This window comes from Streptomyces aurantiaciflavus (assembly GCF_049808595.1).
In the GTDB taxonomy this organism is placed as follows: Bacteria; Actinomycetota; Actinomycetes; order Streptomycetales; family Streptomycetaceae; genus Streptomyces.
Genome location: NZ_JBNCAQ010000013.1, coordinates 128512 through 152698, shown reverse-complemented (window position 1 = coordinate 152698; position 24187 = coordinate 128512). Strand labels below are relative to the sequence as shown.

Annotated in this window: 22 protein-coding genes; 11 read left to right on the top strand and 11 right to left on the bottom strand. The window is 73.6% G+C overall.

What is annotated here, in order from left to right:
* The first annotated feature begins 175 nt into the window (after positions 1-175).
* Both ACPT94_RS18015 and ACPT94_RS18010 read left to right on the top strand, forming a co-directional pair.
* Positions 176-748: a helix-turn-helix domain-containing protein gene (locus ACPT94_RS18015; protein WP_360342307.1), complete on the top strand. Its 573-nt coding sequence runs from the start codon at positions 176-178 to the stop codon at positions 746-748.
* Between the two features lie 42 nt (positions 749-790).
* The gene (locus tag ACPT94_RS18010; protein WP_425246275.1) at positions 791-1351 is read left to right on the top strand and encodes a YbaK/EbsC family protein; all 561 of its coding nucleotides are present in this window, start codon (positions 791-793) and stop codon (positions 1349-1351) included.
* 1 nt (position 1352) lies between these two features.
* On the opposite strand, the gene ACPT94_RS18005 is transcribed toward ACPT94_RS18010, so the two are convergent.
* Positions 1353-2438: a cation diffusion facilitator family transporter gene (locus ACPT94_RS18005; RefSeq protein ID WP_425246305.1), complete on the bottom strand. Its 1086-nt coding sequence runs from the start codon at positions 2436-2438 to the stop codon at positions 1353-1355.
* A gap of 62 nt (positions 2439-2500) precedes the next feature.
* Here ACPT94_RS18005 and ACPT94_RS18000 point away from each other — a divergent pair, with 62 nt between their 5' ends.
* A complete protein-coding gene (locus ACPT94_RS18000) occupies positions 2501-2860 on the top strand; it encodes an ArsR/SmtB family transcription factor (RefSeq protein WP_360342313.1) in 360 nt (119 codons plus the stop codon).
* A gap of 42 nt (positions 2861-2902) precedes the next feature.
* Here the strand turns inward: ACPT94_RS18000 and ACPT94_RS17995 are convergent, their stop codons facing one another.
* From ACPT94_RS17995 to ACPT94_RS17985, 3 genes are all read right to left on the bottom strand, one after another.
* The gene (locus ACPT94_RS17995; RefSeq protein WP_425246274.1) at positions 2903-4126 is read right to left on the bottom strand and encodes a 4-hydroxybenzoate 3-monooxygenase; all 1224 of its coding nucleotides are present in this window, start codon (positions 4124-4126) and stop codon (positions 2903-2905) included.
* 31 nt (positions 4127-4157) lie between these two features.
* Positions 4158-5792 (bottom strand): APC family permease, encoded by a 1635-nt coding sequence (locus ACPT94_RS17990; protein WP_360342319.1) that lies wholly within the window; start codon positions 5790-5792, stop codon positions 4158-4160.
* Positions 5793-5981: 189 nt separating this feature from the next.
* Positions 5982-6389, bottom strand: coding sequence for a CoA-binding protein (locus ACPT94_RS17985; protein ID WP_360342322.1), 408 nt, complete (start codon positions 6387-6389; stop codon positions 5982-5984).
* Between the two features lie 115 nt (positions 6390-6504).
* Here ACPT94_RS17985 and ACPT94_RS17980 point away from each other — a divergent pair, with 115 nt between their 5' ends.
* From ACPT94_RS17980 to ACPT94_RS17960, 5 genes are all read left to right on the top strand, one after another.
* Positions 6505-7227 carry a hypothetical protein gene (locus ACPT94_RS17980; RefSeq protein ID WP_360342325.1) on the top strand — a complete coding sequence of 241 codons (723 nt, stop codon included), beginning with the start codon at positions 6505-6507 and terminating at the stop codon, positions 7225-7227.
* Entirely contained in the window at positions 7224-7769 is a 546-nt protein-coding gene (locus tag ACPT94_RS17975; RefSeq protein WP_425246273.1) for a SixA phosphatase family protein, read from the top strand. Before ACPT94_RS17980 ends, ACPT94_RS17975 begins: the two co-directional genes overlap by 4 nt.
* Before the next feature lie 71 nt (positions 7770-7840).
* On the top strand, positions 7841-8467 hold the full coding sequence (locus tag ACPT94_RS17970) for a YigZ family protein (protein ID WP_360342331.1): 627 nt from the start codon (positions 7841-7843) through the stop codon (positions 8465-8467).
* 137 nt (positions 8468-8604) lie between these two features.
* On the top strand, positions 8605-9768 hold the full coding sequence (locus ACPT94_RS17965; RefSeq protein ID WP_425246272.1) for an exonuclease SbcCD subunit D: 1164 nt from the start codon (positions 8605-8607) through the stop codon (positions 9766-9768).
* Positions 9765-12788, top strand: coding sequence for an AAA family ATPase (locus tag ACPT94_RS17960; RefSeq protein WP_425246271.1), 3024 nt, complete (start codon positions 9765-9767; stop codon positions 12786-12788). Before ACPT94_RS17965 ends, ACPT94_RS17960 begins: the two co-directional genes overlap by 4 nt.
* Here ACPT94_RS17960 and ACPT94_RS17955 read toward each other — a convergent pair.
* Positions 12749-13195 (bottom strand): Lrp/AsnC family transcriptional regulator, encoded by a 447-nt coding sequence (locus ACPT94_RS17955; protein WP_360342339.1) that lies wholly within the window; start codon positions 13193-13195, stop codon positions 12749-12751. The genes ACPT94_RS17960 and ACPT94_RS17955 overlap by 40 nt on opposite strands.
* A 198-nt stretch (positions 13196-13393) precedes the next feature.
* On the opposite strand from ACPT94_RS17955, the gene ACPT94_RS17950 reads away from it, so the two are divergent.
* Positions 13394-13900: a rhodanese-like domain-containing protein gene (locus ACPT94_RS17950; RefSeq protein ID WP_425246270.1), complete on the top strand. Its 507-nt coding sequence runs from the start codon at positions 13394-13396 to the stop codon at positions 13898-13900.
* 16 nt (positions 13901-13916) lie between these two features.
* On the opposite strand, the gene ACPT94_RS17945 is transcribed toward ACPT94_RS17950, so the two are convergent.
* The 3 genes from ACPT94_RS17945 to ACPT94_RS17935 all read right to left on the bottom strand — a co-directional run bounded on the left by ACPT94_RS17945 (position 13917) and on the right by ACPT94_RS17935 (position 16994).
* Positions 13917-14708, bottom strand: coding sequence for an ATP-grasp domain-containing protein (locus tag ACPT94_RS17945; protein WP_425246269.1), 792 nt, complete (start codon positions 14706-14708; stop codon positions 13917-13919).
* Positions 14709-14777: 69 nt separating this feature from the next.
* Positions 14778-16469 carry a DUF885 domain-containing protein gene (locus tag ACPT94_RS17940; protein WP_425246268.1) on the bottom strand — a complete coding sequence of 564 codons (1692 nt, stop codon included), beginning with the start codon at positions 16467-16469 and terminating at the stop codon, positions 14778-14780.
* Positions 16470-16502: 33 nt separating this feature from the next.
* Entirely contained in the window at positions 16503-16994 is a 492-nt protein-coding gene (locus ACPT94_RS17935; protein ID WP_360342351.1) for an Lrp/AsnC family transcriptional regulator, read from the bottom strand.
* Positions 16995-17054: 60 nt separating this feature from the next.
* On the opposite strand from ACPT94_RS17935, the gene ACPT94_RS17930 reads away from it, so the two are divergent.
* Positions 17055-18269, top strand: coding sequence for a trans-sulfuration enzyme family protein (locus ACPT94_RS17930; RefSeq protein WP_425246267.1), 1215 nt, complete (start codon positions 17055-17057; stop codon positions 18267-18269).
* Between the two features lie 144 nt (positions 18270-18413).
* Here ACPT94_RS17930 and ACPT94_RS17925 read toward each other — a convergent pair whose 3' ends face one another.
* From ACPT94_RS17925 to ACPT94_RS17915, 3 genes are all read right to left on the bottom strand, one after another.
* Positions 18414-19784 (bottom strand): GNAT family N-acetyltransferase, encoded by a 1371-nt coding sequence (locus ACPT94_RS17925; RefSeq protein ID WP_425246304.1) that lies wholly within the window; start codon positions 19782-19784, stop codon positions 18414-18416.
* A 252-nt stretch (positions 19785-20036) separates the two neighbouring features.
* Positions 20037-21611, bottom strand: a complete 1575-nt coding sequence (locus ACPT94_RS17920) for an alkaline phosphatase D family protein (RefSeq protein WP_425246266.1) — start codon at positions 21609-21611, stop codon at positions 20037-20039.
* Between the two features lie 704 nt (positions 21612-22315).
* Positions 22316-23146, bottom strand: a complete 831-nt coding sequence (locus tag ACPT94_RS17915) for an alpha/beta fold hydrolase (protein WP_360342360.1) — start codon at positions 23144-23146, stop codon at positions 22316-22318.
* A gap of 155 nt (positions 23147-23301) precedes the next feature.
* On the opposite strand from ACPT94_RS17915, the gene ACPT94_RS17910 reads away from it, so the two are divergent.
* Positions 23302-24183, top strand: a complete 882-nt coding sequence (locus ACPT94_RS17910) for an RNA polymerase sigma-70 factor (RefSeq protein ID WP_425246265.1) — start codon at positions 23302-23304, stop codon at positions 24181-24183.
* Positions 24184-24187 lie beyond the last annotated feature (4 nt).

The window sequence follows — 24187 nt, the reverse complement described above, 5'->3', positions numbered from 1 at the left end:
CGGCCCCGTCAGGAGGCTCGTGGCCAGGGCGAACAGTGCCGTCACGAGGTCCTCGCAGTACAGTTCGTGCGCGATCGGGTGCACCACACCGTGGTGCGGGACAGTGAACTCTGTCATCCAGAACATGGGACTCCGGGGACGGGTGAACCGGACCCCGGACGGAATTGGACGGAATGTGTCGGACCTCGACCTGCTGACCCAGTCCCTGGCGCGCAACGTCAAGCGCTGGCGCACCGAGCGCGGCTTCACCCTCGACGCGCTCGCCGCCCGGGCCGGGGTCAGCCGCGGCATGCTGATCCAGATCGAGCAGGCCCGCACCAACCCCAGCCTCGGCACGGTCGTCAAGATCGGCGACGCGCTCGGCGTCAGCATCACCACCCTCCTCGACTACGAGCAGGGACCGAAGGTCCGGATCGTCCCGGCCGACCAGGTGGTCCGGCTGTGGCACACCGACGCGGGCAGCTACAGCCGTCTCCTCGCGGGCACGGAGGCGCCCGGCCCCCTGGAGATGTGGGACTGGCGGCTGATGCCGGGCGACAGCAGTGACTCCGACCCGCACCCCGCCGGCACGGTCGAGATCGCCCACGTCACGGCCGGCGAACTGACCCTCACCGTCGAGGGCGCCGAGTACCGCGTCCCGGCCGGCGCGAGCGTCACCTTCGAGGCCAACGCGGCCCACAGGTACGCCAACCGGGGCGAGGTGCCGACCGAGATGGTGCTGACCGTGTCGGTGCCGCCCGTGCACTGAGACGGCCCCCGGCGGCCGCCGGGCTGCTGTTAGCGTGCGCCCATGGACGCACCCATCGGACACTTCGACAACGCCAGGCCGGCCCCCGGCTGCCTCGACGAACTGACCCGCCCGGTCGCCGACGCCGTACGCCACTGGAGCGGCAGCGTCCCCGCCGACCAGATCGTGTACGTCGACACCGACCCGCAGTGGGCCGACACCGCCGTCTTCGTCGAGCACTACGGGCAGGAGCTGCTCGAGCAGTCCGCGAACTGTGTCGTCGTCGCGGGCAGGCGCGCCGGTGAGAGCACGCTCGCCGCGTGTGTCGTGCTGTCCACCACCCGCGTCGACGTCAACGGCGTGGTCCGCCGCCACCTGGGCGCCCGCAAGGTCTCGTTCGCGCCCATGGACACGGCGGTGGGGGAGACCGGCATGGAGTACGGCGGCATCACCCCCGTCGGGCTGCCGGCGGCCTGGCCCGTGCTGGTGGACTCGGCCGTCGTCGACCTGCCGTACGTCCTGGTGGGCAGCGGCCGCCGGCGCGGGAAGCTGCTGGTGCCGGGCAAGGCGTTCGCCGGACTGCCGGGCGCGGTCGTGCTGGAGGGGCTGGGCCTGGTCGGCTGAGTCACGCCCGCGCGTGGTGGGCCAGCCTCAGATGCGGATCCGTCTCGCCGGGGACCGGTGCCGGGTCGGCGTGGACCAGGGCGGCCGTCAGGCGGGGAACGGCGTGCAGCAGGGCGTGTTCGGCGTCCACGGCGATCGCGTGCGCCTGACGGACCGTCACCTCGCCGTCCACGACCACCGCGACCTCGGCGCGCAGCCGGTGCCCGATCCAGCGCAGCCGCAACTCGCCGACCTCCCGCACCCCTTCGACCGACCGCAACGCCCGCTCCGCCCGGTCGACCAGCGCCGGGTCGACGGCGTCCATCACCCGCCGGAACACCTCGCGCGCCGCGTCCCGCAGCACCAGCGCGATGGCCGCGGTGATCGCCAACCCCACGATCGGGTCGGCGAGTCGCCACCCCAGTGCCGCACCGCCGGCACCCAGCAGCACCGCCAGCGACGTGAAGCCGTCGGTGCGCGCGTGGAGCCCGTCCGCCACCAGTGCGGCCGAGCCGATCGCGCGGCCGACCCGGATGCGGTAGCGGGCCACCCACTCGTTGCCGGCGAAGCCGACGAGCGCGGCCATCGCGACCGCGGGCAGGTGCTCGACGGGCCGTGGGTCCAGCATCCGTTCGACCGCCGTCCAGCCGGCGAAGGCCGCCGACGCGGCGATGGTCAGCACGATCGCGATGCCCGCCAGGTCCTCCGCCCGCCCGTAGCCGTAGGTGAAGCGCCGGGTGGCGGCCCGTCGTCCCAGCACGAACGCGATGCCCAGCGGTACGGCGGTCAGCGCGTCCGCCGCGTTGTGCACCGTGTCGCCGAGCAGTGCCACCGAGCCGGAGGCGACCACGACGGCCGCCTGCGCCACCGCCGTCACGCCCAGCACAGCCAGTGAGACCCACAGCGCGCGCATACCGCGGGCCGAGGACTCCAGGGCCCGGTCGAGCTTGTCGGCGCTCTCGTGGGAGTGGGGGATGAGGAGATGGGAGAGGCGATGGCGGAGGCCGGGGGAGGCGGGGTGGTGCGGGTGTTCGTGTCCGTGGTGGTGCCGGTGCCCGTGACCGTGGTCGTGCTCATGGCCGTGACCGTGGTCGTGCCGCTCGCTCACGTCGATCCCCTTCCGGTGCGGCGTGGTGGACGCGTGCCGGTCCACGAGGCCATTATGTGCGTATGAGCGCACGCATGCACCTGTCACCTGCACACCATGCGCATCCGCGCAGCCCGGGCGAGGAGCAGTTCGCCCTCGCGGCCGAGCTGCTCGCCCTGCTCGGCGACCGCACCCGGCTCACCCTGCTGCACGCCCTGACGTCCGGTGAGGCGGACGTGACGACCCTGACGGAGGTGTGCGGGGCGGCGCGCCCGGCCGTCAGCCAGCACCTGGCGCGGCTGCGGCTGGCCGGGCTGGTGACCACTCGCAAGGAGGGGCGACGGGTGGTCTACGCCCTGCGCGACGGCCATCTGCGCCGTCTGGTGGACGAGGCGCTGAACGTGGCCGACCACCGGCTGAGCGGCCGGCCGGCACACGACTGAGCCGGCGACGGCGGGGGTGGCCGTGAGGGTGCTCCGCCCGGCTCAGTAACGCTCCGCCGTCCCGAGGTACTGCTCCGCGAACGCGGCGGCAGCGGCCGGCGAGGTGAACAGACGGCGCAGCCGGGCGAGGGCCGTCCCGGCACGGAACGGGTCGCCCGCGGCCGTGCCGTGGTAGACCTCCGCGAGCCACTGCGAGAACTCCTGGTAGTCCCACACCCGCCGTAGACACGCCTGCGAGTAGCCGCCCAGACCGCTGCCGTCGCCCTCCGACAGATACGCGACCAGCGCGTCGCCGAGCAGGAAGGCGTCGTGCAGCGCGAGGTTCATGCCCTTCGCGGCGATGGGCGCCACCAGGTGGGCCGCGTCCCCGGCCAGGAACAGCCGCCCGTACGTCATCGGCTCGACCACGTAGTCGTGCATGTCCAGCACGCGCTTCTCGATCAGCTTGCCCTCGGTGAGCGCCGGGACGCCGGCGGCCCCCAGGCGCTCGTGGAGTTCGGCCCAGACCCGCTCGTGGGGCCAGTTCTCGGGATCGTCGCCGGGCGGGCACTGGAGGTAGTAGCGGGTGACCTCGGGGCTGCGGGGCATGTGCCCGGCGAACCCACGCGGATGGATGCCGAACAGCACGCAGTCGGAGGACGGCGGCGCTTCTGCGAGCAGCGCCAGCCAGCCGATGCCGTAGTCGTGCCGGGCGATCCCCGCCCGCTCCGGCACCAGCGCGGCCCGGCTGACCCCGCGCGCCCCGTCCGCGCCGACGACGAAGTCGCAGTGCAGCAACCGCCGTCGCCCCGTCTCGGGGCAGGTGTACGACACCGAGGGGCGGTCCGTGCCGAGGTCGTGCAGCTCGACGTCCCGCACCGCGAAGCGGGCGTCCCCGCCGCGCACGTCGACGTACTCGCGTACGAGGTCCGTCACCAGCAACGGCTGGGGGTAGACGAAGTGGTGGCGTCCCGTCAGCTCGCCGTAGGGGAGGCGGTGGCGCTCGCCGCCGAAGCGGAACTCACAGGCCGTGTGCAGCTCGGCGCGCTCCAACAGGTTGACGGCCAGGCCCCGTTGCTGGAGTCCGCGCACGGCCCATTCCTCGATGACCCCCGCGCGCGGCCGGTGTTCGATGAACGCGCGGGTCTCCGTCTCCAGCACCACGCAGTCGATGTGCGCGGCGCGCAGGACGGCACCGACGGTCAGCCCGGCGGGGCCGGCACCCACGACGACGACCGGAAAGCGCTCCGGGGAGGGGGAACCGGGGCGGGGGGAGGTGGCGGTCACCCGCACATTATGAGTGCCCCCTCCCGGGGTGTCAGTGGGCCGGTACGTCGACCACCGCGACGTCCTCGATGCTCCGCTCGATGTCCTCGGCGCGGGACGCGGACGCCTTCGCCCAGTAGTAGATCACCAGCGAGAACGCGGCGACGACCAGCATGTCCCACCAAAGGCCCAGATGCCCCTGCCCGCCGAAACCGCCCTGCCAGGAGATCAGCCCGAGGCCCAGCAGATACACCGGCAGCCAGCGCGCGGCCCTCCAGTCCAGCCGGGGCGCGTCCGGGAGTCCGGCGGTCACCGCGTACCAGGCGTACCCGCCCAGCAGCGCGTACCCGATGACGATGGCCACCCCGAGCCGCCACAGCGTGTCCCAGCCGGCCCAGTAGATGATCAGGTTGGCCACCACGAACGACAACGGCGAGATCACCGTGCCGCCGGGCAGCCGGTACGGCCGCTCGCGGTGCGGCAGCCGATCCGCGAACACGCCGTACGCCAGCGGGGCGCCCGCGTACATCAGCACGCTCGCCGAGGTGATGAAGCCGACCAGCTCCTGCCAGCTGGGGAACGGCAGGAAGCAGACCACGCCGGTCACGAACGAGAGGATCAGCCCGAACCACGGCACGCCCCGCCGGTCGGTGCGGGTGAACATCTTCGGGGCGTAGCCGTTCCTCGCGAGACCGAAGGAGACCCGGGAGGTGGCGGTCGTGTAGATCAGGCCGGTGCCGCCCGGGGAGATCACCGCGTCGACGTAGAGCACCACGCTCAGCCAGCCGAGGCCCACCAGGGTCGCCAGGCCCGCCCAGGGGCCGCTGATGCCCTCGAAGTGCAGCTTGGCCCAGCCGTCGGCGAAGGCGGTGTGCGGGAGGGCGGCGATGAACACCACCTGGAGCAGGACGTAGACGACCGCGCCGATCGCGACCGACCCGAGGGTGGCCCGCGGCAGGTCCCGCTGCGGGTCGCGGCTCTCGCCCGCGAGCTGGATCGCCTGCTCGAAACCCAGCAGGGCGAAGATGATGCCGCTCGAACTGATCGCGCTCAGCACACCCTTCACGCCGAACGGGGCGAACCCTTCCGAGGTGAAGTTCCCCGGATGGAAGTGGCCGGCCGCGATGACGAAGATGGCGAGCAGCGGCACCGCGATCTTCCACCAGGTGGCCGCGCTGTTGGTGTGCGCGAGCACCCGGACGCCGAGGAAATTCACGGCCACGAACACCGCCATCAGCAGAACGGCGACCGCGAATCCGCTCCCGGTCAGCGTGCCGTCGGTGTGCTGGAAACCGTGCGCCCAGCCCCAGTGCCCGGCGTAGCCGATCATCGCCTCGACCTCGATCGGCGCCACCGTCGCCGCCTGCAGCCAGGAGAACCAGCCGAACGACATGCCGGCCAGCCCGCCGAACGCGTAGTGCGGATAGCGGGCCGTGCCGCCCGCGACCGGGAACATCCCGCCCAGCTCCGCGTGGACCAGGGCGAGGAGCACGATCGCCACCGCGCCGACGACCCATGACACGATCGCGGCGGGACCGGCCACCACGACCGCCTTCTCCGCGCCGTACAACCAGCCCGAACCGATGATGGATCCGACCGACGCCCACATCAGCCCGATCAGTCCGACGTCCCGTCGCAGGCCGCCCGGGTTACCCGTGACCTGTGGAATTCGGTCGACGTTTACCATTTTCTAAGGGGCCTCTCATGAAATGCACGCGACAGTCGGGTGGCGCGTTGCAGAGGCCTCAGACTAGGAATCGGCAATCGTCGAACTGAAGGGCGCGGGAAGAACTTTGACCAGTGTGCGGGTGATTCCTGGACAGCTCTTCAGCGGCTGCTGAGCAATTCGAAGGAATTCCGAGATATTGATGTGGATTCAGCGCAGTCGGGGAATCTCGATCGCCGGGCAGCGGTCCATCACCATCTCCAGGCCCGCGCCGCGCGTACGGTCGTAGGCGGCCTCGTCGACGACGCCGAGCTGGAACCACACCGCCTTCGCGCCCTTGGCGACCGCCTCGTCGGCGACGGCTCCCGCGAGGTCGCTGTTGACGAACACGTCGACGACGTCGACCTCGAAGGGGATGTCGGCGAGGGAGGCGTAGCCCTGCTCCCCGTGCACCGTCTCCGCCTTCGGGTGGACGGGCACCACCCGCTTGCCGAAGCGCTGGAGCACCTCCGCGACGCCGTACGCCGCGCGTCGTGCGTTCGTCGACAGGCCCACCACCGCCCAGGTGTCGCCGAGTTCCGTGAGGATCTTGCGGACCGTTGCCTCGTCGCCGTACACCGGCGGCCTCCTCTGACTGACGGGAAGGGTGCTCACCCGCTCAACAGCGTACGAGCGGTCCTGATTCCGTGCCTTCGGACTGCGGACGGCCCTTGGGCCGCCTACGCTCGCCCACGTGCTGCGCATCATCGACGCCCGAACCGGCGAACCCGTCGCCGCCGCCCCCGTCCGCCGTGGCCTGACCCTGGTCGAGGCCCACGCCTCGGGGTACGGCACCGGCACGCTCCGCGTCCTGCTCGTCGCCGACGTACTCGTCCGCGCCCTGGAACTCGGCGGTACGCCCGTCCTGGCCCTGCTCACCGGCGAGCACCGGCAGGCGGAACTGCGCGGGGCCGGGACCGCCCTCGGCATCCGGCCCTTCGAGGACGGACGGGACTTCGGCGCCGGAATCGGCGAGGCCCAGGCCCTGCACGTGGTGCGGGAGGGCGGCGAGGAACCCGAAGGGGTCAGGATCGCCGTGGCGCCGGTCCTCGCGGCTCCCGCGGAGCCCCCCGCCGCCCCCACCGCCGTCCGCCTCGCCCTGCTCTCCCGTCACCACCGCGACCCCGTCCCGCTCGACGCGGACGCCCTGCGCGAGGCCCAGGACACGCTCGTCCGCTGGCGCCGCGCCGTCGCCGGCTGGGCGCGACGGCCTTCGCGGCCGGTCCCCGACGAGGTGCGCGGCCGGCTCCGCACCGCCTGGGAGGACGACCTGGACCTGCCCGCGGTGCTGAGGGTGCTGCGGTCGGTGGAGGAGGCGGGGCCGGAGCTGCCGGACGGCGCCCGCTTCGAGACGTACGCCTACGCCGACCGGCTCCTCGGCCTCGACCTCACCCGTGACCTGGGAGCCCCGGCATGAGCGCGCGCACCGGCTCCGGACCGCTGCGGCGGCTGGTCGTCCTGCGGCACGCCAAGTCCGCCTGGCCGGAGGGCGTGCCGGACCACGAACGGCCGCTCGCCCCGCGCGGCCTGCGGGACGCGCCCGCCGCAGGGCGCGCGCTCGCCGACGCCGACTGTCTCCCCGACCTCGCACTGTGCTCCACCGCCGTCCGCGCCCGACGGACCTGGGACCTGGCCTCCGCCCAGTGGGGCACCCCGCCCCCGGTCCGCCACGAGCCCCGGCTGTACGCGGCCGACCCGGACGAGCTGCTGGACGCCGTACGCGAGACACCCGCCGGGGTCGAGACCCTGCTGCTGGTCGGCCACAACCCCGGCCTCCAGGACCTGATCCTGGACCTGGCCGGGGACGACCTCGACGACGCCCTGGCCGAGGTGCGGGTGAAGTTCCCGACGTCCGCGATCGCGGTCCTGGCCTGGTACGGCCCCACCTGGCGGGACCTCGCCCCGGGCACGGCCCTGCTGACCTGGACGGCGGTGCCACGGGGGAGGAAGGGCGGCTGAGCCGGCCCGCTTCCACCGTCCTGCGCGCATCCCGCGACCGTGACCCCGGCCCCGGCGCATAGGCTGGCCGGATGCAGGACGAGTACCGCACAGTCGCCCGCGCGGGCGTGCACGAGACCGAGGTCAACCGCTCCCGCTTCCTGTGCGCCCTCGCCCCGGCGGCCACCGAACAGGAGGCGCAGGACTTCGTCGCGGCCGTCCGCAAGGAGCACGCCGACGCCACCCACAACTGCTGGGCCTACGTCATCGGCGCCGACGCCTCCGTCCAGAAGGCCAGTGACGACGGCGAACCCGGCGGCACCGCGGGCGTCCCCATGCTCCAGATGCTGCTGCGCCGCGACATGCGCTACGTCGTCGCCGTCGTCACCCGCTACTACGGCGGCGTCAAGCTGGGCGCGGGCGGCCTCATCCGCGCGTATGGCGGCGCGGTCGGCGAGGCACTCGACGCCGTCGGCACCCTCACACGCCGCCGCTTCCGCCTGGCCACGCTCACGGTCGACCACCAGCGGGCCGGCAAGCTCCAGAACGACCTGCGCGCCACCGGCCGTGAGGTGCGTGAGGTGCGCTACGGCGAGGCGGTCACGATCGAGATCGGGCTGCCGGACGCCGACGTGGAGGCCTTCCGCGCCTGGCTCGCGAACGCGACGGCGGGAACGGCCGGGTTCGAGGTGGGCGGGGAGGCCTACGGGGACGCGTGACGGGAAGGCCCGCCGGGCGCGCGACGGGGGAGGTTGTGGCGAATTGTCCGCAACGTTCCCGTGTGGCGTCTGGCCTGACGGTGCGCTACGGGAGTAACCGCCCGTGATGTCGGACCCGCCCGTTAGTCTCGGGGATCATGAGGCTGCTGCACACATCCGACTGGCATCTCGGCCGGGCGTTCCACCGGGTGAACATGCTCGGTGCCCAGGCCGAGTTCATCGGCCATCTCGTCACCACCGTGCGCGAGCGCGAGGTCGACGCGGTGGTCGTGTCGGGCGATGTGTACGACCGGGCGGTGCCGCCGCTCGCCGCCGTCGAGCTGTTCGACGACGCCCTGCACCGGCTCGCCGAGCTGGGCGTGCCGACGGTGATGATCTCCGGGAACCACGACTCCGCGCGGCGGCTCGGCGTGGGCGCCGGGCTGATCGGGCGGGCGGGCATCCATCTGCGGACCGAGCCTTCGGCGGCCGGGACGCCGGTCGTCCTGCGCGACACGTTCGGCGACGTCGCCTTCTACGGCCTGCCCTATCTCGAACCCGCCCTCGTGAAGGACGAGTTCGGCGTGGAGAAGGCGGGCCACGAGACGGTGCTCGCCGCCGCCATGGACCGGGTCCGCGCCGACCTCGCCACGCGCGCGCGGGGGACGCGCTCCGTCGTCCTGGCCCACGCCTTCGTCACCGGCGGCGAGCCCAGCGACAGCGAGCGGGACATCACCGTCGGCGGAGTCGCCTCCGTGCCCGCCGGTGTCTTCGACGGCGTCGACTACGTGGCGCTGGGGCATCTGCACGGCTGCCAGACCATCACCGAGCGCGTGCGCTACTCCGGGTCCCCGCTGCCGTACTCCTTCTCGGAGGCCGAGCACCGCAAGACCATGTGGCTGGTCGACCTGGGCGCCGACGGCTCGCCGGCCGCCGAGCGGATCGACTGCCCGGTGCCGCGCGCGCTGGCCCGCGTCCGGGGCACGCTGGAGGAGCTGCTCGCCGATCCCGGGCTCGCGGGGTACGAGGAGGCGTGGGTCGAGGCCACGCTCACCGACGCCGTGCGCCCGGCCGACCCCATGGCCCGGCTCACCGAGCGCTTCCCGCACACCCTGAGCCTCGTCTTCGACCCCGAGCGCGCGCCGGACGACCCCGAGGTGTCGTACGCCCGGCGCCTGGCCGGCCGCAGCGACCAGGAGATCGCCGAGGACTTCGTGGCCCATGTGCGCGGGGCGGGCCCGGACGAGCGCGAACAGGCCGTCCTGCGGGACGCCTTCGACGCCGTGCGCGCGGACGACGCCGTGCGGGAGGTGGCCCGATGAGGCTGCACCGGCTCGACCTCACCGCCTTCGGCCCCTTCGGCGCCTCGCAGAGCGTCGACTTCGACGAACTGTCCGCCGCCGGCCTCTTCCTGCTGCACGGCCCGACGGGCGCGGGCAAGACCTCCGTCCTCGACGCCGTGTGCTACGCCCTCTACGGCTCCGTCCCGGGCGCCCGCCAGACATCCCAGGGCCTCACCCTGCGCAGCGACCACGCCGCCCCCGGCACGCGCACCGAGGTCACCCTCGAACTCACCGTCGCCGGACGCCGGTTGGAGGTCACCCGCCAGCCGCCCTGGGAGCGTCCCAAGAAACGCGGCACCGGCACCACCGTCGAGAAGGCCCAGAGCTGGCTGCGCGCATACGACGCCGCGACCGGGGCCTGGAAGGATCTCAGCCGCTCCCACCAGGAGATCGGCGAGGAGATCACCCAGCTGCTGGGCATGAGCCGCGAGCAGTTCTGCCAGGTCGTCCTGCTGCCCCAGGGCGACTTCGCCCGCTTCCTGCGCGCCGACGCCGAGGCACGCGGCCGACTGCTCGGCCGCCTCTTCGACACCCAGCGGTTCGCCGACGTCGAGAAGCGGCTCGCCGAGCGGCGCCGTACGGCCGAGGCACGCGTGCGTGAGGGCGACGCGGCGCTGCTCGCCGACGCGCACCGCATGCAGCAGGCCGCGGGCGACGCCATGGAGCTTCCCGAGCTGGCACCGGGCGAGCCGGGCCTCGCCGAGGCCGTGCTGACCGCCGCCGCCGTCGCCCGCGGCACCGCGCGGGAGCAGCTGACGATCGCCGAGTGCGGCTGTCTCGCCGCCGAGTCCGACCGCGCCGCCGCCGACCGCGCCCTGTCCGAAGCCCGCGAACTCGCCCGCCTGCAGCGGCGGTTCACGGAGGCGCGGGAGCGGGCCCGGCGGCTCGAGGAGCGGGCCGGGGCCCATCGGGACGCGCAGGCGCGGATGGAGCGGGCGCGCAAGGCGGAGGCGGTGGCGCCGGCGCTGGAGCTGCGGGAGGCCGCCGAGGCCGAGCACCGCAGGGCGGCCGCCGCCGAGACACACGCGCGTGCGCAGTTGCCGGAGCACCTCGTGGACGCCGGGGCCGCCGGTCTCGCCGCCGCCGCGCGCCGGGCCGCGGAGGAGCTGGGCGGGCTGGAGTCGGCCCGCCGCGGTGAGCGCCGGCTGGCCGACCTGCTCGCCGAGCGTGCCGACCTGGACCGGCAGGAGCGCGCCGACGAGGACGTGCTGGCGGAGACCGAGGGCTGGTTCGCGGAGTGGGACGCCACCCGCGCGGCACTCCAGGCGCGGATCGAGTCCGCCCAGGAGGCCGCCACCCGCGCCGAACAGCTCGCCGTGCAGCGCGAGCCCGCCCGGCGCCGGTTGACGGCGGCCCGGCTGCGCGACCAGCTGGCCCGCGACACCGAGGACGCCCAGCAGCGGGCCCTCGCCTCGGCCGAGCGGGCGCTGGAGGCCCGGACGCACTGGCTGGACCTCAAGGAGCAGCGCCTGAGCGGCATCGCCGCCGAACTGGCCGCCACCTTGGAGGACGGCTCGCCCTGCGCCGTCTGCGGCGCCACCGACCACCCCGCACCCGCCCGCAAGGTCGCCGGGCACGTCGACCGCGAGACCGAGGAGCGGGCCCTCGCCGCCTACCAGAGCGCGGAGCAGGACCGGGCGGATGCCGAGCGCGACCTCGGCCTCGTCCGGGAGGCGCTCGCCGCCGCCACCGCCGAGGCCGGCGACGCACCGACGGACCGGCTCGCCGCCGACGCCGACGAGCTGGAACGGACCTGGACGCAGGCCCGTCGCGACGCGTCCGCGCTGCATCCCGCGCGCGAGGAACTGCGCCGCGCCGAGCAGGAGCACGAGCGGCGGACGGCCGCACAGCGGGAGGCGCAGGTCCGGGCGGCGTCCCGCGTGGGCCGCCGCGAGCGGCTGGAGCGTGAGCGGGCGGCGCTGGAGGAGGAGCTGACTCAGGCCCGCGGCGCTGCGGAGAGCGTGGCCGCGCGGGCCGCGCAGCTGGAGTGGCGGGCCGCCCGGCTCACCGACGCGGCCGACGCCGCCCGCGCCGCCGAGGAGAGCGCCGCACGGCTCAAGGCCGCCGACGGACGCCTCGACGAGGCCGCCTTCCGGGCCGGCTTCGACACCCCGCAGGCCGCGTCCGACGCTCTCCTCGACGCCGCCGCCCACCGCGAGCTGCAACGCCGCCTGGACGCCTGGCAGGCCGAGGAGGCCGCCGTACGGGCCGTTCTCGCCGAGCCCGACACCGTGGCCGCGGCGCAACAGCCGTCCGCCGACCTCGCCGCGGCCGAGCAGGCCGCCGGCCGGGCGGCCGAACGGCTGCGCCGGGCCACCTCCGCCCAGGACGCGGCCGCCCGCCGTTGCGCCGAACTCGACCGCCTCTCCGCGCGCGCGGCCGACGGCGTACGGCGGCGCGCGCCGCTGCGCGAGGAGTACGACCGGGTGGCCCGCCTGGCCGGCCTCACCGCGGGCACCTCGGCCGACAACGCCCGCAGGATGCGCCTGGAGTCGTACGTCCTGGCCGCCCGCCTGGAACAGGTGGCCGCCGCCGCGACCGTCCGTCTGCAGCGCATGTCCTCCGGGCGGTACACCCTCGTCCACTCCGACGACCGGACCGGACGCGGCCGCAGCGGGCTCGGACTGCACGTCGTCGACGCCTGGACCGGGCGCGAGCGGGACACGGCCACGCTGTCGGGCGGGGAGACCTTCTTCGCCTCGCTCGCCCTCGCCCTGGGCCTCGCCGACGTCGTCACCGACGAGACGGGCGGGGTCCGGCTGGACACGCTCTTCATCGACGAGGGGTTCGGCAGCCTCGACGACCAGACGCTGGACGAGGTCCTCGACGTCCTGGACTCCCTGCGCGAGCGCGACCGCAGCGTCGGCATCGTCAGCCATGTGGCCGATCTGCGGCGGCGCGTCCACGCGCAGTTGGAGGTCGTCAAGGGGAGATCGGGGTCGGTGGTGCGGCAGCGGGGCTACCTGCCCAGCGGGCGGCGGGGGAGCGGTGAGGAGTAGACGACGCTCGTCGTGACCGACCCCAGCGCGCCGATCTTGCCCGACACCTCCTCCAGGTGCCGCATCGACCGGGCGGCGACCTTGATCACGAAGCAGTCGTCGCCCGTGACGTGGTGCGCCTCCAGGATCTCCGGTGTCACGGCGACGAGGTCGTGGAACGGCTTGTAGTTGCCGTTGGGATAGCGCAGCCGCACGAACGCCAGGATCGGCAGCCCCAGCCGCTCGGGGTCCACGACGGCCGCGTACCCCTGGATGACCCCCGCCTCCTCCAGTCGCCGCACCCGCTCGGTGACGGCGCTCGCCGACATCGACACGGCCCGCGCCAGGTCGGCGAAGCTTGCCCGGCCCTCACGCTGGAGGACTTCGAGGATGCGCCAGTCAGTGGCGTCCGGGGAATACGTGGTCATGACCGAGGGATAGCAGGGGAATCCCCGGCGGAACAAGTCACGCGCAGGGGAATGCCCCTTCAGGAAGACGATCAGCAACCGTAGATTTCTGGTCGTCCGCAGCCAGTCGGACACCAGTCCCACCACAGTCCGACTCCAGTCCGAATCCAGCCGCTCCCAGTCCGCCCCTGGTCGGACCCGCCTCGGAAAGGTCCCGCGATGACCGCTCCCACCGCCCCCGCCGTCACCGCCCCCGTCACCGCCGTGAACCCCGTCCTGCGTGTCGCCCCCGCCGCCCCGGCCGAGGCCGCCGCCTACTTCCGGGCGAGCCTCGTCTTCCACGCCGATGTCTCCGACGTGGCCGCGGCGCTCGCGGCCGACGGCGACCCCGGCTTCGTCGTCCTGGACTCCCGCTCCACCGAGGCGTGGGACCAGGGCCACATCCCCGGCGCGATCCACCTGCCGACCGCGCTCGTCCCCGAGCAGGCCCGGCAGCTCCTCGACAAGGACGTGCCGGTCGTGACGTACTGCTGGGGTCCCGGCTGCAACGGCGCCACCCGCGCGGCCCTCGCCCTCGCCGAACTCGGCTACCGGGTCAAGGAGATGCTCGGCGGCTTCGAGTACTGGGCGCGCGAGGGCTTCGAGTACGAGACCTGGGAGGGCCGCGAGCGGCGCGCGGCCGACCCGCTGACCGCCCCCGTGGACGCGGAGGACTGCGGCTGCTGACAGCCGGGCTCCCCGCTCAGTCCCGTACGACCTCCGGTACGGGACGCAGGAACCGGTGGTCCGCCGCCGCGAACTGCTCCTCGGGGCGGGCCGCGTGCAGCACGACGTCGAGTGCGGCGTCCGTGTCGCACGCGTAATGCCCGCTGGCCCAGGCGGCGTTGGCCTCCACCACCGCCCACCCGGCACCGTCCACCAGGCCGACGTCCACGACGACGGCGCTCGGCAGCCCCGTCCCGGCCAAACGCTCGGCGAACCGCAGCACCTCGGCGCGGCGCGGGTCCTCGGCCAGCGGGGCGACGTCGAGATCCCCCCGGGCCGCGTACCGGCTGCCGGTGCGCACCTCACCGTCCAGCACGAACAGCCGGTACTCCACGGCGAACGTCACGATGTCGCTCACCAGCACCGGTTCCGTGCCCTCGACGGCGTCCGGCCCCGGCAGCCCGCTGCCGTCCGCGTAGACCCGGGCCGGGAAGCTCTTGTCGTTCGGCGGCTTCATGAACGCGGGGCGCCGCAGCAGGCGTGCCTCGGCGATCGTGGTGAACTCGACGTCGCGGAGGGTGAGTTCGTGCGGCAGCCGGGCGAGCCAGTCCTCCGGCGCCTCCAGCAGACCGACCCCCAGCTCCCGCGCGACCGCGTCCGCGAACAGCGGACCGGCGTACAGCGAAGCCCCCGCCGCGCGCCGCCACTGCTCGGGCACCCGCCAGTCGCGCAGCGTCTCCACGTGCGCCCCACGCCGCCGGGCCGCGTCCGCGAGGGCGTGGCCGGTCGCGGTGACGCGTGGGGAGAGGAAGAGTGTTCGGGTGGTCATGACCGACGAGGGTGGCGCACGGGCGGGCCCGGACGACAGTGAATTTCCGTGGCCCGCCCCACGCGCTCCTCAGAGCCGCGCCAGCTCGTCCACCAGGTCGTCCAGCCCGAGCGACCCCTGCGAAAGGGCCGCCATGTGCCACGCCTTGAGGTCGAAGGCGTCGCCGTGCCGCTCGCGGGCCTTGTCGCGGCCCAGCAGCCAGGCCCGCTCACCGAGCTTGTAGCCGATGGCCTGGCCGGGGATCGACAGGTAGCGGGTCAGCTCACTCGCCACGTAGTCCGCCGGCCGGCTGCTGTGGGCGTTGAAGAACTCCTCGGCCAGCTCGGGGGTCCAGCGCTCGCCCGGGTGGAAGGGGGAGTCGGCGGGGATCTCCAGCTCCAGGTGCATGCCGATGTCGACGATGACCCGGACCGCGCGCATCATCTGCGCGTCCAGGTAGCCGAGCCGCTGCTCCGCGTCCGTGAGGAAGCCCAGCTCGTCCATCAGGCGCTCCGCGTACAGCGCCCAGCCCTCGCAGTTGGCGCTGACATGGCCGACGGTGGCCTGGTAGCGGGAGAGGTCCTGCGCGACGTGCGCCCACTGCGCGAGCTGGAGGTGATGACCCGGCACACCCTCGTGGTACCAGGTGGAGACGAGGTCGTAGACCGGGAAGCGGGTCAGGCCCATCGTCGGCAGCCAGGTGCGGCCGGGCCGGGAGAAGTCCTCCGACGGGGGCGAGTAGTAGGGTGCCGCCGCGCTGCCGGGCGGCGCGATGCGCGACTCCACCTTCCGCACCCGCTCGGCGAGTTCGAAGTGGGTGCCGTCCAGGGCGTCGATCGCCTGGTCCATCAGGCCCTGGAGCCAGTCGCGGACCTCGTCGACGCCCTCGATGTGCTTGCCGTGCTCGTCGAGGTGGGCGAGCGCCACCCACGGCGTCCCGGCACCCGGGAGGATCTTCTCCGCCTCCTGCTGCATCTCGGCGAGGAGCCGGTGGTACTCGGCCCAGCCGTACGCGTACGCCTCGTCCAGGTCGAGGTCGGTGCCGTTGAAGTAGCGCGACCAGCGGGCGTAGCGCTCCCGGCCGACGGTGTTCGGCGCGCCCTCGACGGCCGGCGCGTACACGTCCCGCATCCAGTCCCGCAGCTCGACGACCGCCGCGGTCGCCGCCCGCGCCGCCTCGTCCAGCTCCGTGCGCAGCGCCTCGGGCCCCTCGGAGACGAAGTCCTCGAACCAGCCGCGGCCCGAGCCGTCCGTGTCCGACCACTCGGTGAGCTGTCCGACGAAGGTGGCGGTCGGCCGCGGCGCCGCGTACAGCTTGCGTTCCAGGCCGAGCGCCAGGGACTCCCGGTAGCCGGTCAGCGCCGCCGGCACCGCGCGCAGCCGCTCGGCGATCGCCGCCCAGTCCTCCTCGGTCTCCGTCGGCGTCACGGTGAACACCTCCCGCGCCTGGTGCGCCGGCGTGACCATGTTGCCGACCGCGCGCAGGCCCTCCTCGGCGTCGTGCACGGCGAGTTCGGCGGTGAGGCGCTCGCGCAGCAGGCGCGCGCACCGGCGCTCGATGTCACGGTCCGCGCCGGGCCGCCGCTCCGCCTCGTCCAGCTTCGCCAGGGTGTCCCGCGCGAGCCGCGCGAGTGCCTCCTGTCCCGCCGGTGAGTAGTCGGGCAGGCGGCTCGAACTCTCCTTCACGCCGAGATAGGTACCGGTGACCGGATCGAGGGCGACGAGTTCGTCGACGTAGGCGTCGGCGACCTCGCGGGGCAGCGGGTTGTTGGTCTGCGACATGCGCACCATCCTCGTACGCGGCGGTGCCGCACGTCACGGCGTTTGTGGCGAAGTGGCCGGCGGCAGCAGCGGCCCGCAGTCCCACTGCTGGAAGATCAGCCGTGTCTCCACCCGGGCCACCTCCCGCCGTGCCGTGAACTCGTCCAGGACCAGCCGCTGAAGATCGGCCATGTCCGCGACCGCGACATGCACGAGGTAGTCGTCGGGCCCCGTGAGATGGAAGACGGTCAGCGCCTCCGGCAACGCCCGGATCCGCTCCACGAACGGCCCCACCAGCTCCCGCCGGTGCGGCCTGACCTGCACGGACAGCAGCGCCTGGAGGCCTCGGCCGAGTTTGGCCGGATCGAGCTGCAGCCGATGCCCGACGATCACCCCGGACCGGCGCAGCCGCGTCACCCGGTCCAGGCACGTGGACGGCGCGAGTCCGACCTGCGCGGCGAGATCGCGGTAGGTGGTCCGGGCGTCGTTCTGCAACAGCCGCAGCAGCTGCAGATCCACCGGGTCCAGTACGACGGATTCGCTCACTCGCCGAACGTAACACGGACACCTCCCAGACACACCCGTTCCCTGTTCACCCTGCGGTCCATGGACTCAGCCTCAGCGAGCACACACGCGTACGACGGCGTACGCACGTCGGGAGCGCCCCGCGCACTGGCCACCGAGGCCGTGCACGCCGGGCGGGACGACCTGGCCCGGCAGGGCCTGCACGCCCCGCCGATCGACCTGTCCACCACCTATCCCTCGTACGACAGCCGCGCCGAGGCCGCTCGCATCGACGCGTTCGCCACCACCGGCGCCGAGCCCGAGGGCCCGCCCGTCTACGGGCGGCTGGGCAATCCGACGGTCGCCCGCTTCGAGACCGCGCTGGCCCGGCTGGAGGGCACCGAGAGCGCGGTCGCGTTCGCCAGTGGCATGGCCGCGCTGAGCGCGGTGCTGCTGGTACGGGCTTCCATGGGCCTGCGGCACGTCGTGGCCGTCCGCCCGCTGTACGGCTGCAGCGACCATCTGCTGACCGCCGGGCTGCTCGGCTCGGAGGTCACCTGGACCGACCCCGCCGGGATCGCGGACGCGCTGCGCCCGGACACCGGCCTGGTCATGGTCGAGTCCCCGGCCAACCCGACCCTCGCAGAGGTCGATCTGCGGGCGGTCGCCCACGCCTGCGGTTCGGTCCCGCTGCTCGTCGACAACACCTTCGCCACGCCCGTCCTCCAGCGCCCGGCGCAGCAGGGCGCCCGGCTGGTGCTGCACAGCGCCACCAAGTACCTCGGTGGACACGGGGACGTGCTGGCCGGTGTGGTGGCCTGCGACGAGGAGTTCGCCGGACGGCTGCGGCAGATACGGTTCGCCACCGGCGGGGTGCTGCATCCGCTGGCCGGCTATCTGCTGCTGCGGGGCCTGTCGACGCTGCCGGTGCGGGTGCGGGCCGCCTCCGCGAACGCCGCCGAACTGGTCCGCCGGCTGGCCGCCGACCCGCGCGTCGTCCGGGTCCACTATCCCCGCATCGGCGGCGCGATGATCGCCTTCGAGGTCCACGGCGACCCGCATGAGGTGATCGCCGGCGTCCGGCTGATCACCCCCGCCGTGAGCCTCGGCAGCGTCGACACCCTCATCCAGCATCCGGCGTCCATCAGCCACCGCATCGTGGACGCCGAGGAACGGCGGGGCGCCGGGGTGAGCGACCGGCTGTTGCGGATGTCGGTGGGACTGGAGGACGTCGAGGATCTCTGGGCGGACCTGGACGCGGCCCTTGGAACGGGAGAAACGGTTCTCCGGTCCGAGCGGGGAGCCGCCACCGTATGAAGCGGGGAGCCCGGGCCCGTGCAAAGCGGGGAGCTCGGAACTGTATGAAGCGGCAAGCTAGGGACGGTACGAAGCGGGGAGCCGTCACGGTGTGAGACGACGGCCCGGCGGTGTCACACCGCCGGGCCGTCCGGTGGGCGCGGGTCAGTCGCGAGCGATGCGCTCCCCGTCCCCGCCCGGTACCGCCCGCGCCCCAGCCTTCTCCAGGCGGGCGGTGATGACGAGGGTTCCCTCCTCGATCTGGTAGTCGAGGGGCAGACCCAGTCCGCGCATGGCGGCGACCATGCCGGTGTTGGAGGACCGCGTCACCGCGTACACGCTCTCGCAGCCCGCCTCGACGGCCATCGCGACCAGCCGGCCGAGCAGTTCGGCGCCGATGCCGCGCCGCTGCCACTGGTCCTCGACCAGCAGCGCCACCTCCGTCTCGTCGCCGTCCCACAGCAGGTGGCCGAGGCCGACGAGGCGCCCGGAGGGGGTCTGCACGGCGAGGGTGCGGCCGAAACGGGGGCTGAGCAGGTGGTTGAGGTAGCGGTCGGCGTCACCGACCGGCCCGTGGTAGCGCATGCCGAGGGTGCGCGCAGAGCACCGCTCGTGCATCGCCTTCGCCGCCTCCAGGTCACCGGTGTCGGCCCGGCGCACGGTGATGGCGTTCCCCTCGGGCAGCGTCAGTACGTCCTGCCCGGCCGGGATCCGCGGGCCCAGCCGGGCGTCCAGCTCCACCAGCGCCCGCGCCCGCGCGAACTCGGTCGGTGTGAACGGCAGATACGGCCGCTCCACGGTGATCACTCCGCCTTCCGGCGCCCGCAGGCGCATCACGGTGTCCTCCAGGGCCCCTTCCACGGGCACGGCCTCCGGCCCCCTTCCGCCGCTCTTCGCGGCGGCGGGCAGGGAACGGATGGTGCACCGGCCCAGCAACTGCCGCAGCGCGAGCGGCAGTTCGGCCGCGTCCAGGGCGGTACGGGTGGCCAGGCCCAGGACCCGGGTCGGGGCGTCCACCAGATCGTGGGCGTCGGCACGCTCGATCCAGGTGCCCGCGCCGCCGGCCCGCGCCACGGCCCGGGTGATGTCGGCCGCCGTCAGCGCGCCCGGGGCCCGCAGCAGGAACTCGTCCACCGTGTCCTCGCCCAACGGGTGCGTCTGCAGGCTCAGGATGTCGACCCGGTGGCCGGCCAGCGCCGTGCACAGCGCGGCCAGCGATCCCGGCTCGTCCTTCACCGTCGTCCGCATCCGCCACAGGGTGCTCTGCGCGGTGACGTCGGCGGGGAGCTCGGACGGCCCGGCCTGCCCCTCGTAGGAGGGCGGCCGGGCATCGGTATCACTGGTGGGCGGCGCGTGGCCGTGGCGCCGGGACCACCAGACGTGGAATCCCGCGGTGGCGGTCAGGGCGGCAGCGGACAGGGCCAGGAGTCCGGGGCCGTCGGGGCCGTGCCCCACGAGGTTCGCGACCACGTCGGCCACCGCGACCGCCGTGAAGAGGGCGGCGAGCTCCACCATGTCCCGCCGCCAGTGGTGCACCGGGCGCCCGTGTTTGCGGCGCGTCACATCAGACATGTCTCGAGTCATGCGGCCACTGTGAAGGAACGGTGTTGCGTGATCACGAACGCCTTGTGACTGATGGGTAAAGCGTGCATTTGACCGTTTCGTTCACTCTTCTACGGCTACGGCGCCGTGGTGCGCCACGACGACGCAGCCGCAGGTCGTGCGGGGGCCGCACCGCGCACCGGGAGATGACGCCGGTGCGCGGAGCACCCTTCGAGAGTACGGGAGTTACTGGCCGACCCGGCCCGGCTGGAGCACCTGGGTGAACAGCACGGTGCCGTCCTGCTCGCGCAGCCGCACCGTCAGCTCCCCGCTGTCGCCGTCGATGTCGACCTCGCCGAAGAACTGGTAGCCGCCCGCCGGGGAGACGTTGGCCGTGGTCGGCGCCTTGACGAAGACACGGTCCGGGCCGAACGTGCCGTCCAGCGTGTTCGCCGGGAAGGCGCCCGCGTTGAGCGGCCCGGAGACGAACTCCCAGAACGGCGCGAAATCCTTGAACGCGGCCCGTGACGGGTCGTAGTGCTGGGCCGAGGTGTGGTGGACGTCGGCCGTCAGCCACACCGTGCCGGTGATCCGCCGGTGCTTGACGAACCGCAGCAGTTCGGCGATCTGCAGCTCACGGCCGAGCGGCGCGCCCGGGTCGCCCTGCGCGACCGCCTCGAAGTTCGGCTTGCCGTCCGTGCCGTCGGGGACGACCAGACCGAGCGGCATGTCGGAGGCGATCACCTTCCACACCGCCCGTGAGCGGGCCAGCTCGCGCTTGAGCCACTCCAGTTGCTCGCGGCCGAGGATGCCCTGCGGGTCGGTGGTCCGGTCGTCCGGCGAGTTCGCGTCGCGGTACGTGCGCATGTCGAGCACGAACACGTCCAGCAGCGGGCCGTGGTGCTGCACCCGGTAGACCCGGCCGTCGGGGCGGCGCAGCGTCGAGATGGGGAAGTACTCGGAGAACGCCTGCCGGGCGCGGGCGGCGAGGACGTCGACGCTCTTCTCGGTGTACCGGCTGTCGGCGAGGATCTCGCCCGGGTACCAGTTGTTGGTGACCTCGTGGTCGTCCCACTGGACGATGGAGGGGACCCGGGCGTTGAAGGCCCGCAGGTTCTCGTCCAGCAGGTTGTAGCGGAAGTTGCCGCGGAACTCCGCCAGCGTCTCGGCGACCTTCGCCTTCTCCTCCGTGGTGATGTTCCGCCAGATCCGCCCGTCGGGCAGGGCCACGGTCTCGGTGAGCGGGCCGTCGGCGTAGATGTTGTCACCGCTGCAGAGGAAGAAGTCCGGGTCGAGCGCGGCCATGGCGTCGTAGATCCGGTAGCCGCCCAGCTCCGGGTTGATGCCCCAGCCCTGCCCGGCGAGGTCGCCCGACCAGACGAACCGCACGCCGTCGCGCCGCTTGGCGGAGACGGTTCTGAACGTGCCGGTCACCGGCTCGCACGTACGGCGCGGGTCGTCCGGGTCGGCCAGCAGCACCCGGTAGTGGATCTGCTCGCCGGACGGCAGCCCCTGCAGTCGCGTCGTGCCGGTGAAGTCGCTGTCCGCGTCGAGCAACGGGCCGTGCCAGCGGCGCGCGCCCCGGAACGACTCCGTGGCCGCCGTCTCGACGATCATCCGCGCCGGCCGGTCGGACCGCACCCACACCAGCCCGGAGTGCGCGGTCACGTCACCGGTCTGCACGCCCCATTCGGCCCGGGGCCGCCCCGACAGCGCGAGGGCCGGCGCCGCACCGACGGCGGCGGGCAGGGTCAGGGCCGCCGACGCGACCAACGAACCACGCAGGACGCTGCGGCGCCCGGGAAGCGGACGATGTGACATGGAAGGGCCTCCTGTGACGGGAACCGGCCGGTGTGCACAGCCACAACTACTGGTGCGCCGCAGCGCCCACGGAAACCTCAAGTGAACAGCTGGGCGTGGGAGGAGGGGAGGAGGACGCGCAGGGGCTGGGCGGATCCGGGGAGGAGGGGGGAGGACGCGCAAGGGCTGGGCGCATCGGGGAAGGAGGGGAGGAGGACACGCCGGGGCCGGGCGGATCGGGGGAGGACGGGTCGGGGTGGCGTGGGGCCCACGGGGCGTGAGGGGGCCGAGTCAGGCGAGCATGTCGGTCCGGTGCCGTCCTCGTCCGCCGTCGGGCGCACGACGATGAGCTGCGGTGCGCGGCAAGCTGCGGTCGGGGGCTCTTCGTGCTTGCCACCGTGCGCTTCGCGACGCTGGAGCTGCGGGCTCTTCGTGCTTGCCACCGTGCGCTTCGCGACGCTGGAGCTGCGGGCTCTTCGTGCTTGCCACCGTGCGCTTCGCGACGCTGGAGCTGCGGGTTCTCGCGCTTGCCACCGCGCGCTTCGCGGCACGCCGGCGTCGGGGGCTGGTCGCGCTGGCCACCGCTCGCCACGCGGCATCTGGGGGCTGCGGGCTCGTGGCTCTTGCCACCGGGCCACCGGGCCCCTCCCGGCCGCCCGGGGCGCCGGACGCTCCCTCAGAGCCCGAGTCGCCCCGGCGGCAACGGCGTTGAGTCGCCCCCTGCCTCAGCGGCTGCCGTCGAGGATCACCCGCGCCACCAGCGCCGGGTCGTCGTTCATCGGGCAGTGGCCGCAGCCGGGCAGGCGGACCAGGCGGGCCCGGGGGATGATCTGCTTGGCGCGGACGCCCTGACGGCGTACCAGGAGCCAGTCCCGGGTGCCCCAGGCCACGGTGACCGGGAGTCCGGGGATGTCGTCGGTGAACTTGACGGTCGTACCGGCCCGCAGAGTCTGGTCGAAGCCGGTCGCCTGGGCCAGCGCGAGCGTCTCGGCGACCACGGCCTCGGGGGAACGGCGGCCGGGGCGGGCGTAGATGGTGCTGGTCAGGGCCGTGCGGCCGGCCGCCGTACGCGACAGGCGCTCGACCAGGGGTAGCGGCAGCCGCTGGGAGATCTGACGCATGGTGAGCAGGACGCCGAAGGCGTACCGCCGCTCCGCCTCCGACCAGAACCCGGCCGGCGACAGCGCGGTGACGGACCGTACGCGCTTCTCGCGGCCGAGTTCCAGGGCCAGCAGCCCGCCCAGCGAGTTGCCGGCGACGTGAGGCCGTTCGAGCTCCAGCGCCTCGCAGAAGGCGCCGAACACCGCGGTCGTCGTGGGCAGGTCGTAGGCGAGCCCGTCGGGCAGGGCGGGGGACGCGCCGAAGCCGGGAAGGTCCACGGCGATCACGTCCCGCTCGGCGGCGAGGATGTCCACCACGGGGTCCCAGGCCTGGCGGTGATGCCCGATGCCGTGCAGCAGGAGCAGCGGCTCGCCGCGCCCGGCGCGCGCGTAGGAGACGGTGACGGGCTGCGGGCCACGGGGGCCGGGAACCGTGAAGGAGACGGTGGCGGACATGGGGGTGCTCCTCGTCTGTACGGGCGGACGGGCCGACGGGGTCCGGGCGGATCGGCCGACGCGGCGTAGACAGCTTGTCAGCAATTGCTACCCACGGGTAGCCCCTGTTCGCGCGCCGTCTGGACACCGGCAGACGCGTCGGATGGGATGGCACCGTGACCGCAGACACCGCCACCGACGTCTTCGAAGACCACCGCCCGCTCCTCCTGGGCGTCGCCTACCGCATGCTCGGACGTGTCGCCGACGCGGAGGACGTGGTCCAGGACGCCTGGCTGCGCTGGTCGGCGGCCGACCGCGCCGACGTGCGCGAACCCCGCGCCTACCTGGTCCGCGTCGCCACCCGCCTCGCCCTCGACCGCCTCGCCCGGATCAAGGCCCGCAACGAGGCGTACGTCGGCCCCTGGCTGCCCGAACCGTACGTCACCCACTTCGGCGACACCGTCCAGGACAGCGCCGAGCAGGCCGTGCTGGCCGACTCCGTCTCCCTCGCCGTCCTCGTCGTCCTGGAGTCGCTGTCCCCGCTGGAGCGCGCGGTGTTCGTCCTGCGGGAGGCCTTCGGCTACCCGTACGCCGAGATCGCCGCCGTCCTCGACCGGACCGAGCCCGCGGTGCGCCAGCTGGCCGGCCGTGCCCGCCGGCACGTCGAGGAACGGCGCCCCCGCTACGACGTCGACCCCGTCCAGCGCCGCGAGCTCACCGAGCGATTCCTCGCCGCCGCGGCGGAGGGCGACCTGGAGGGCCTGATGGCGCTGCTCGCGCCGGACGCCCGTCTCGTCGGCGACAGCGGCGGCAAGGCGAAGGCACCGCTGCGGGTCCTGGAGAGCGCCGACCACGTGGGCCGGTTCCTCCTCGGGGTGGCCCGCAAGGGCGTCCAGGACCCGTCCTTCCGCTTCCTGGAGGTCAACGGCGGCCTCGCCGTACTGATCCTGTCCGGGGACAAGCCGGACGCCGTCTTCCAGCTCGACGTGGCCGAGGGGCGCGTCCAGGCCGTCTATGTCATCCGCAACCCCGACAAGCTGCGCACGCTCACCGTGTAGCGCC

Bases quoted from the DNA above. Each gene is read 5' to 3' on its own strand.
- ACPT94_RS18010 (WP_425246275.1), top strand. From the start codon at position 791: ATGGACGCACCCATCGGACACTTCGACAACGCCAGGCCGGCCCCCGGC.
- ACPT94_RS18000 (WP_360342313.1), top strand. From the start codon at position 2,501: ATGAGCGCACGCATGCACCTGTCACCTGCACACCATGCGCATCCGCGC.
- ACPT94_RS17990 (WP_360342319.1), bottom strand. From the start codon at position 5,792: ATGGTAAACGTCGACCGAATTCCACAGGTCACGGGTAACCCGGGCGGC.
- ACPT94_RS17975 (WP_425246273.1), top strand. From the start codon at position 7,224: ATGAGCGCGCGCACCGGCTCCGGACCGCTGCGGCGGCTGGTCGTCCTG.
- ACPT94_RS17970 (WP_360342331.1), top strand. From the start codon at position 7,841: ATGCAGGACGAGTACCGCACAGTCGCCCGCGCGGGCGTGCACGAGACC.
- ACPT94_RS17965 (WP_425246272.1), top strand. From the start codon at position 8,605: ATGAGGCTGCTGCACACATCCGACTGGCATCTCGGCCGGGCGTTCCAC.
- ACPT94_RS17960 (WP_425246271.1), top strand. From the start codon at position 9,765: ATGAGGCTGCACCGGCTCGACCTCACCGCCTTCGGCCCCTTCGGCGCC.
- ACPT94_RS17955 (WP_360342339.1), bottom strand. From the start codon at position 13,195: ATGACCACGTATTCCCCGGACGCCACTGACTGGCGCATCCTCGAAGTC.
- ACPT94_RS17950 (WP_425246270.1), top strand. From the start codon at position 13,394: ATGACCGCTCCCACCGCCCCCGCCGTCACCGCCCCCGTCACCGCCGTG.
- ACPT94_RS17945 (WP_425246269.1), bottom strand. From the start codon at position 14,708: ATGACCACCCGAACACTCTTCCTCTCCCCACGCGTCACCGCGACCGGC.
- ACPT94_RS17940 (WP_425246268.1), bottom strand. From the start codon at position 16,469: ATGTCGCAGACCAACAACCCGCTGCCCCGCGAGGTCGCCGACGCCTAC.
- ACPT94_RS17930 (WP_425246267.1), top strand. From the start codon at position 17,055: ATGGACTCAGCCTCAGCGAGCACACACGCGTACGACGGCGTACGCACG.
- ACPT94_RS17920 (WP_425246266.1), bottom strand. From the start codon at position 21,611: ATGTCACATCGTCCGCTTCCCGGGCGCCGCAGCGTCCTGCGTGGTTCG.
- ACPT94_RS17915 (WP_360342360.1), bottom strand. From the start codon at position 23,146: ATGTCCGCCACCGTCTCCTTCACGGTTCCCGGCCCCCGTGGCCCGCAG.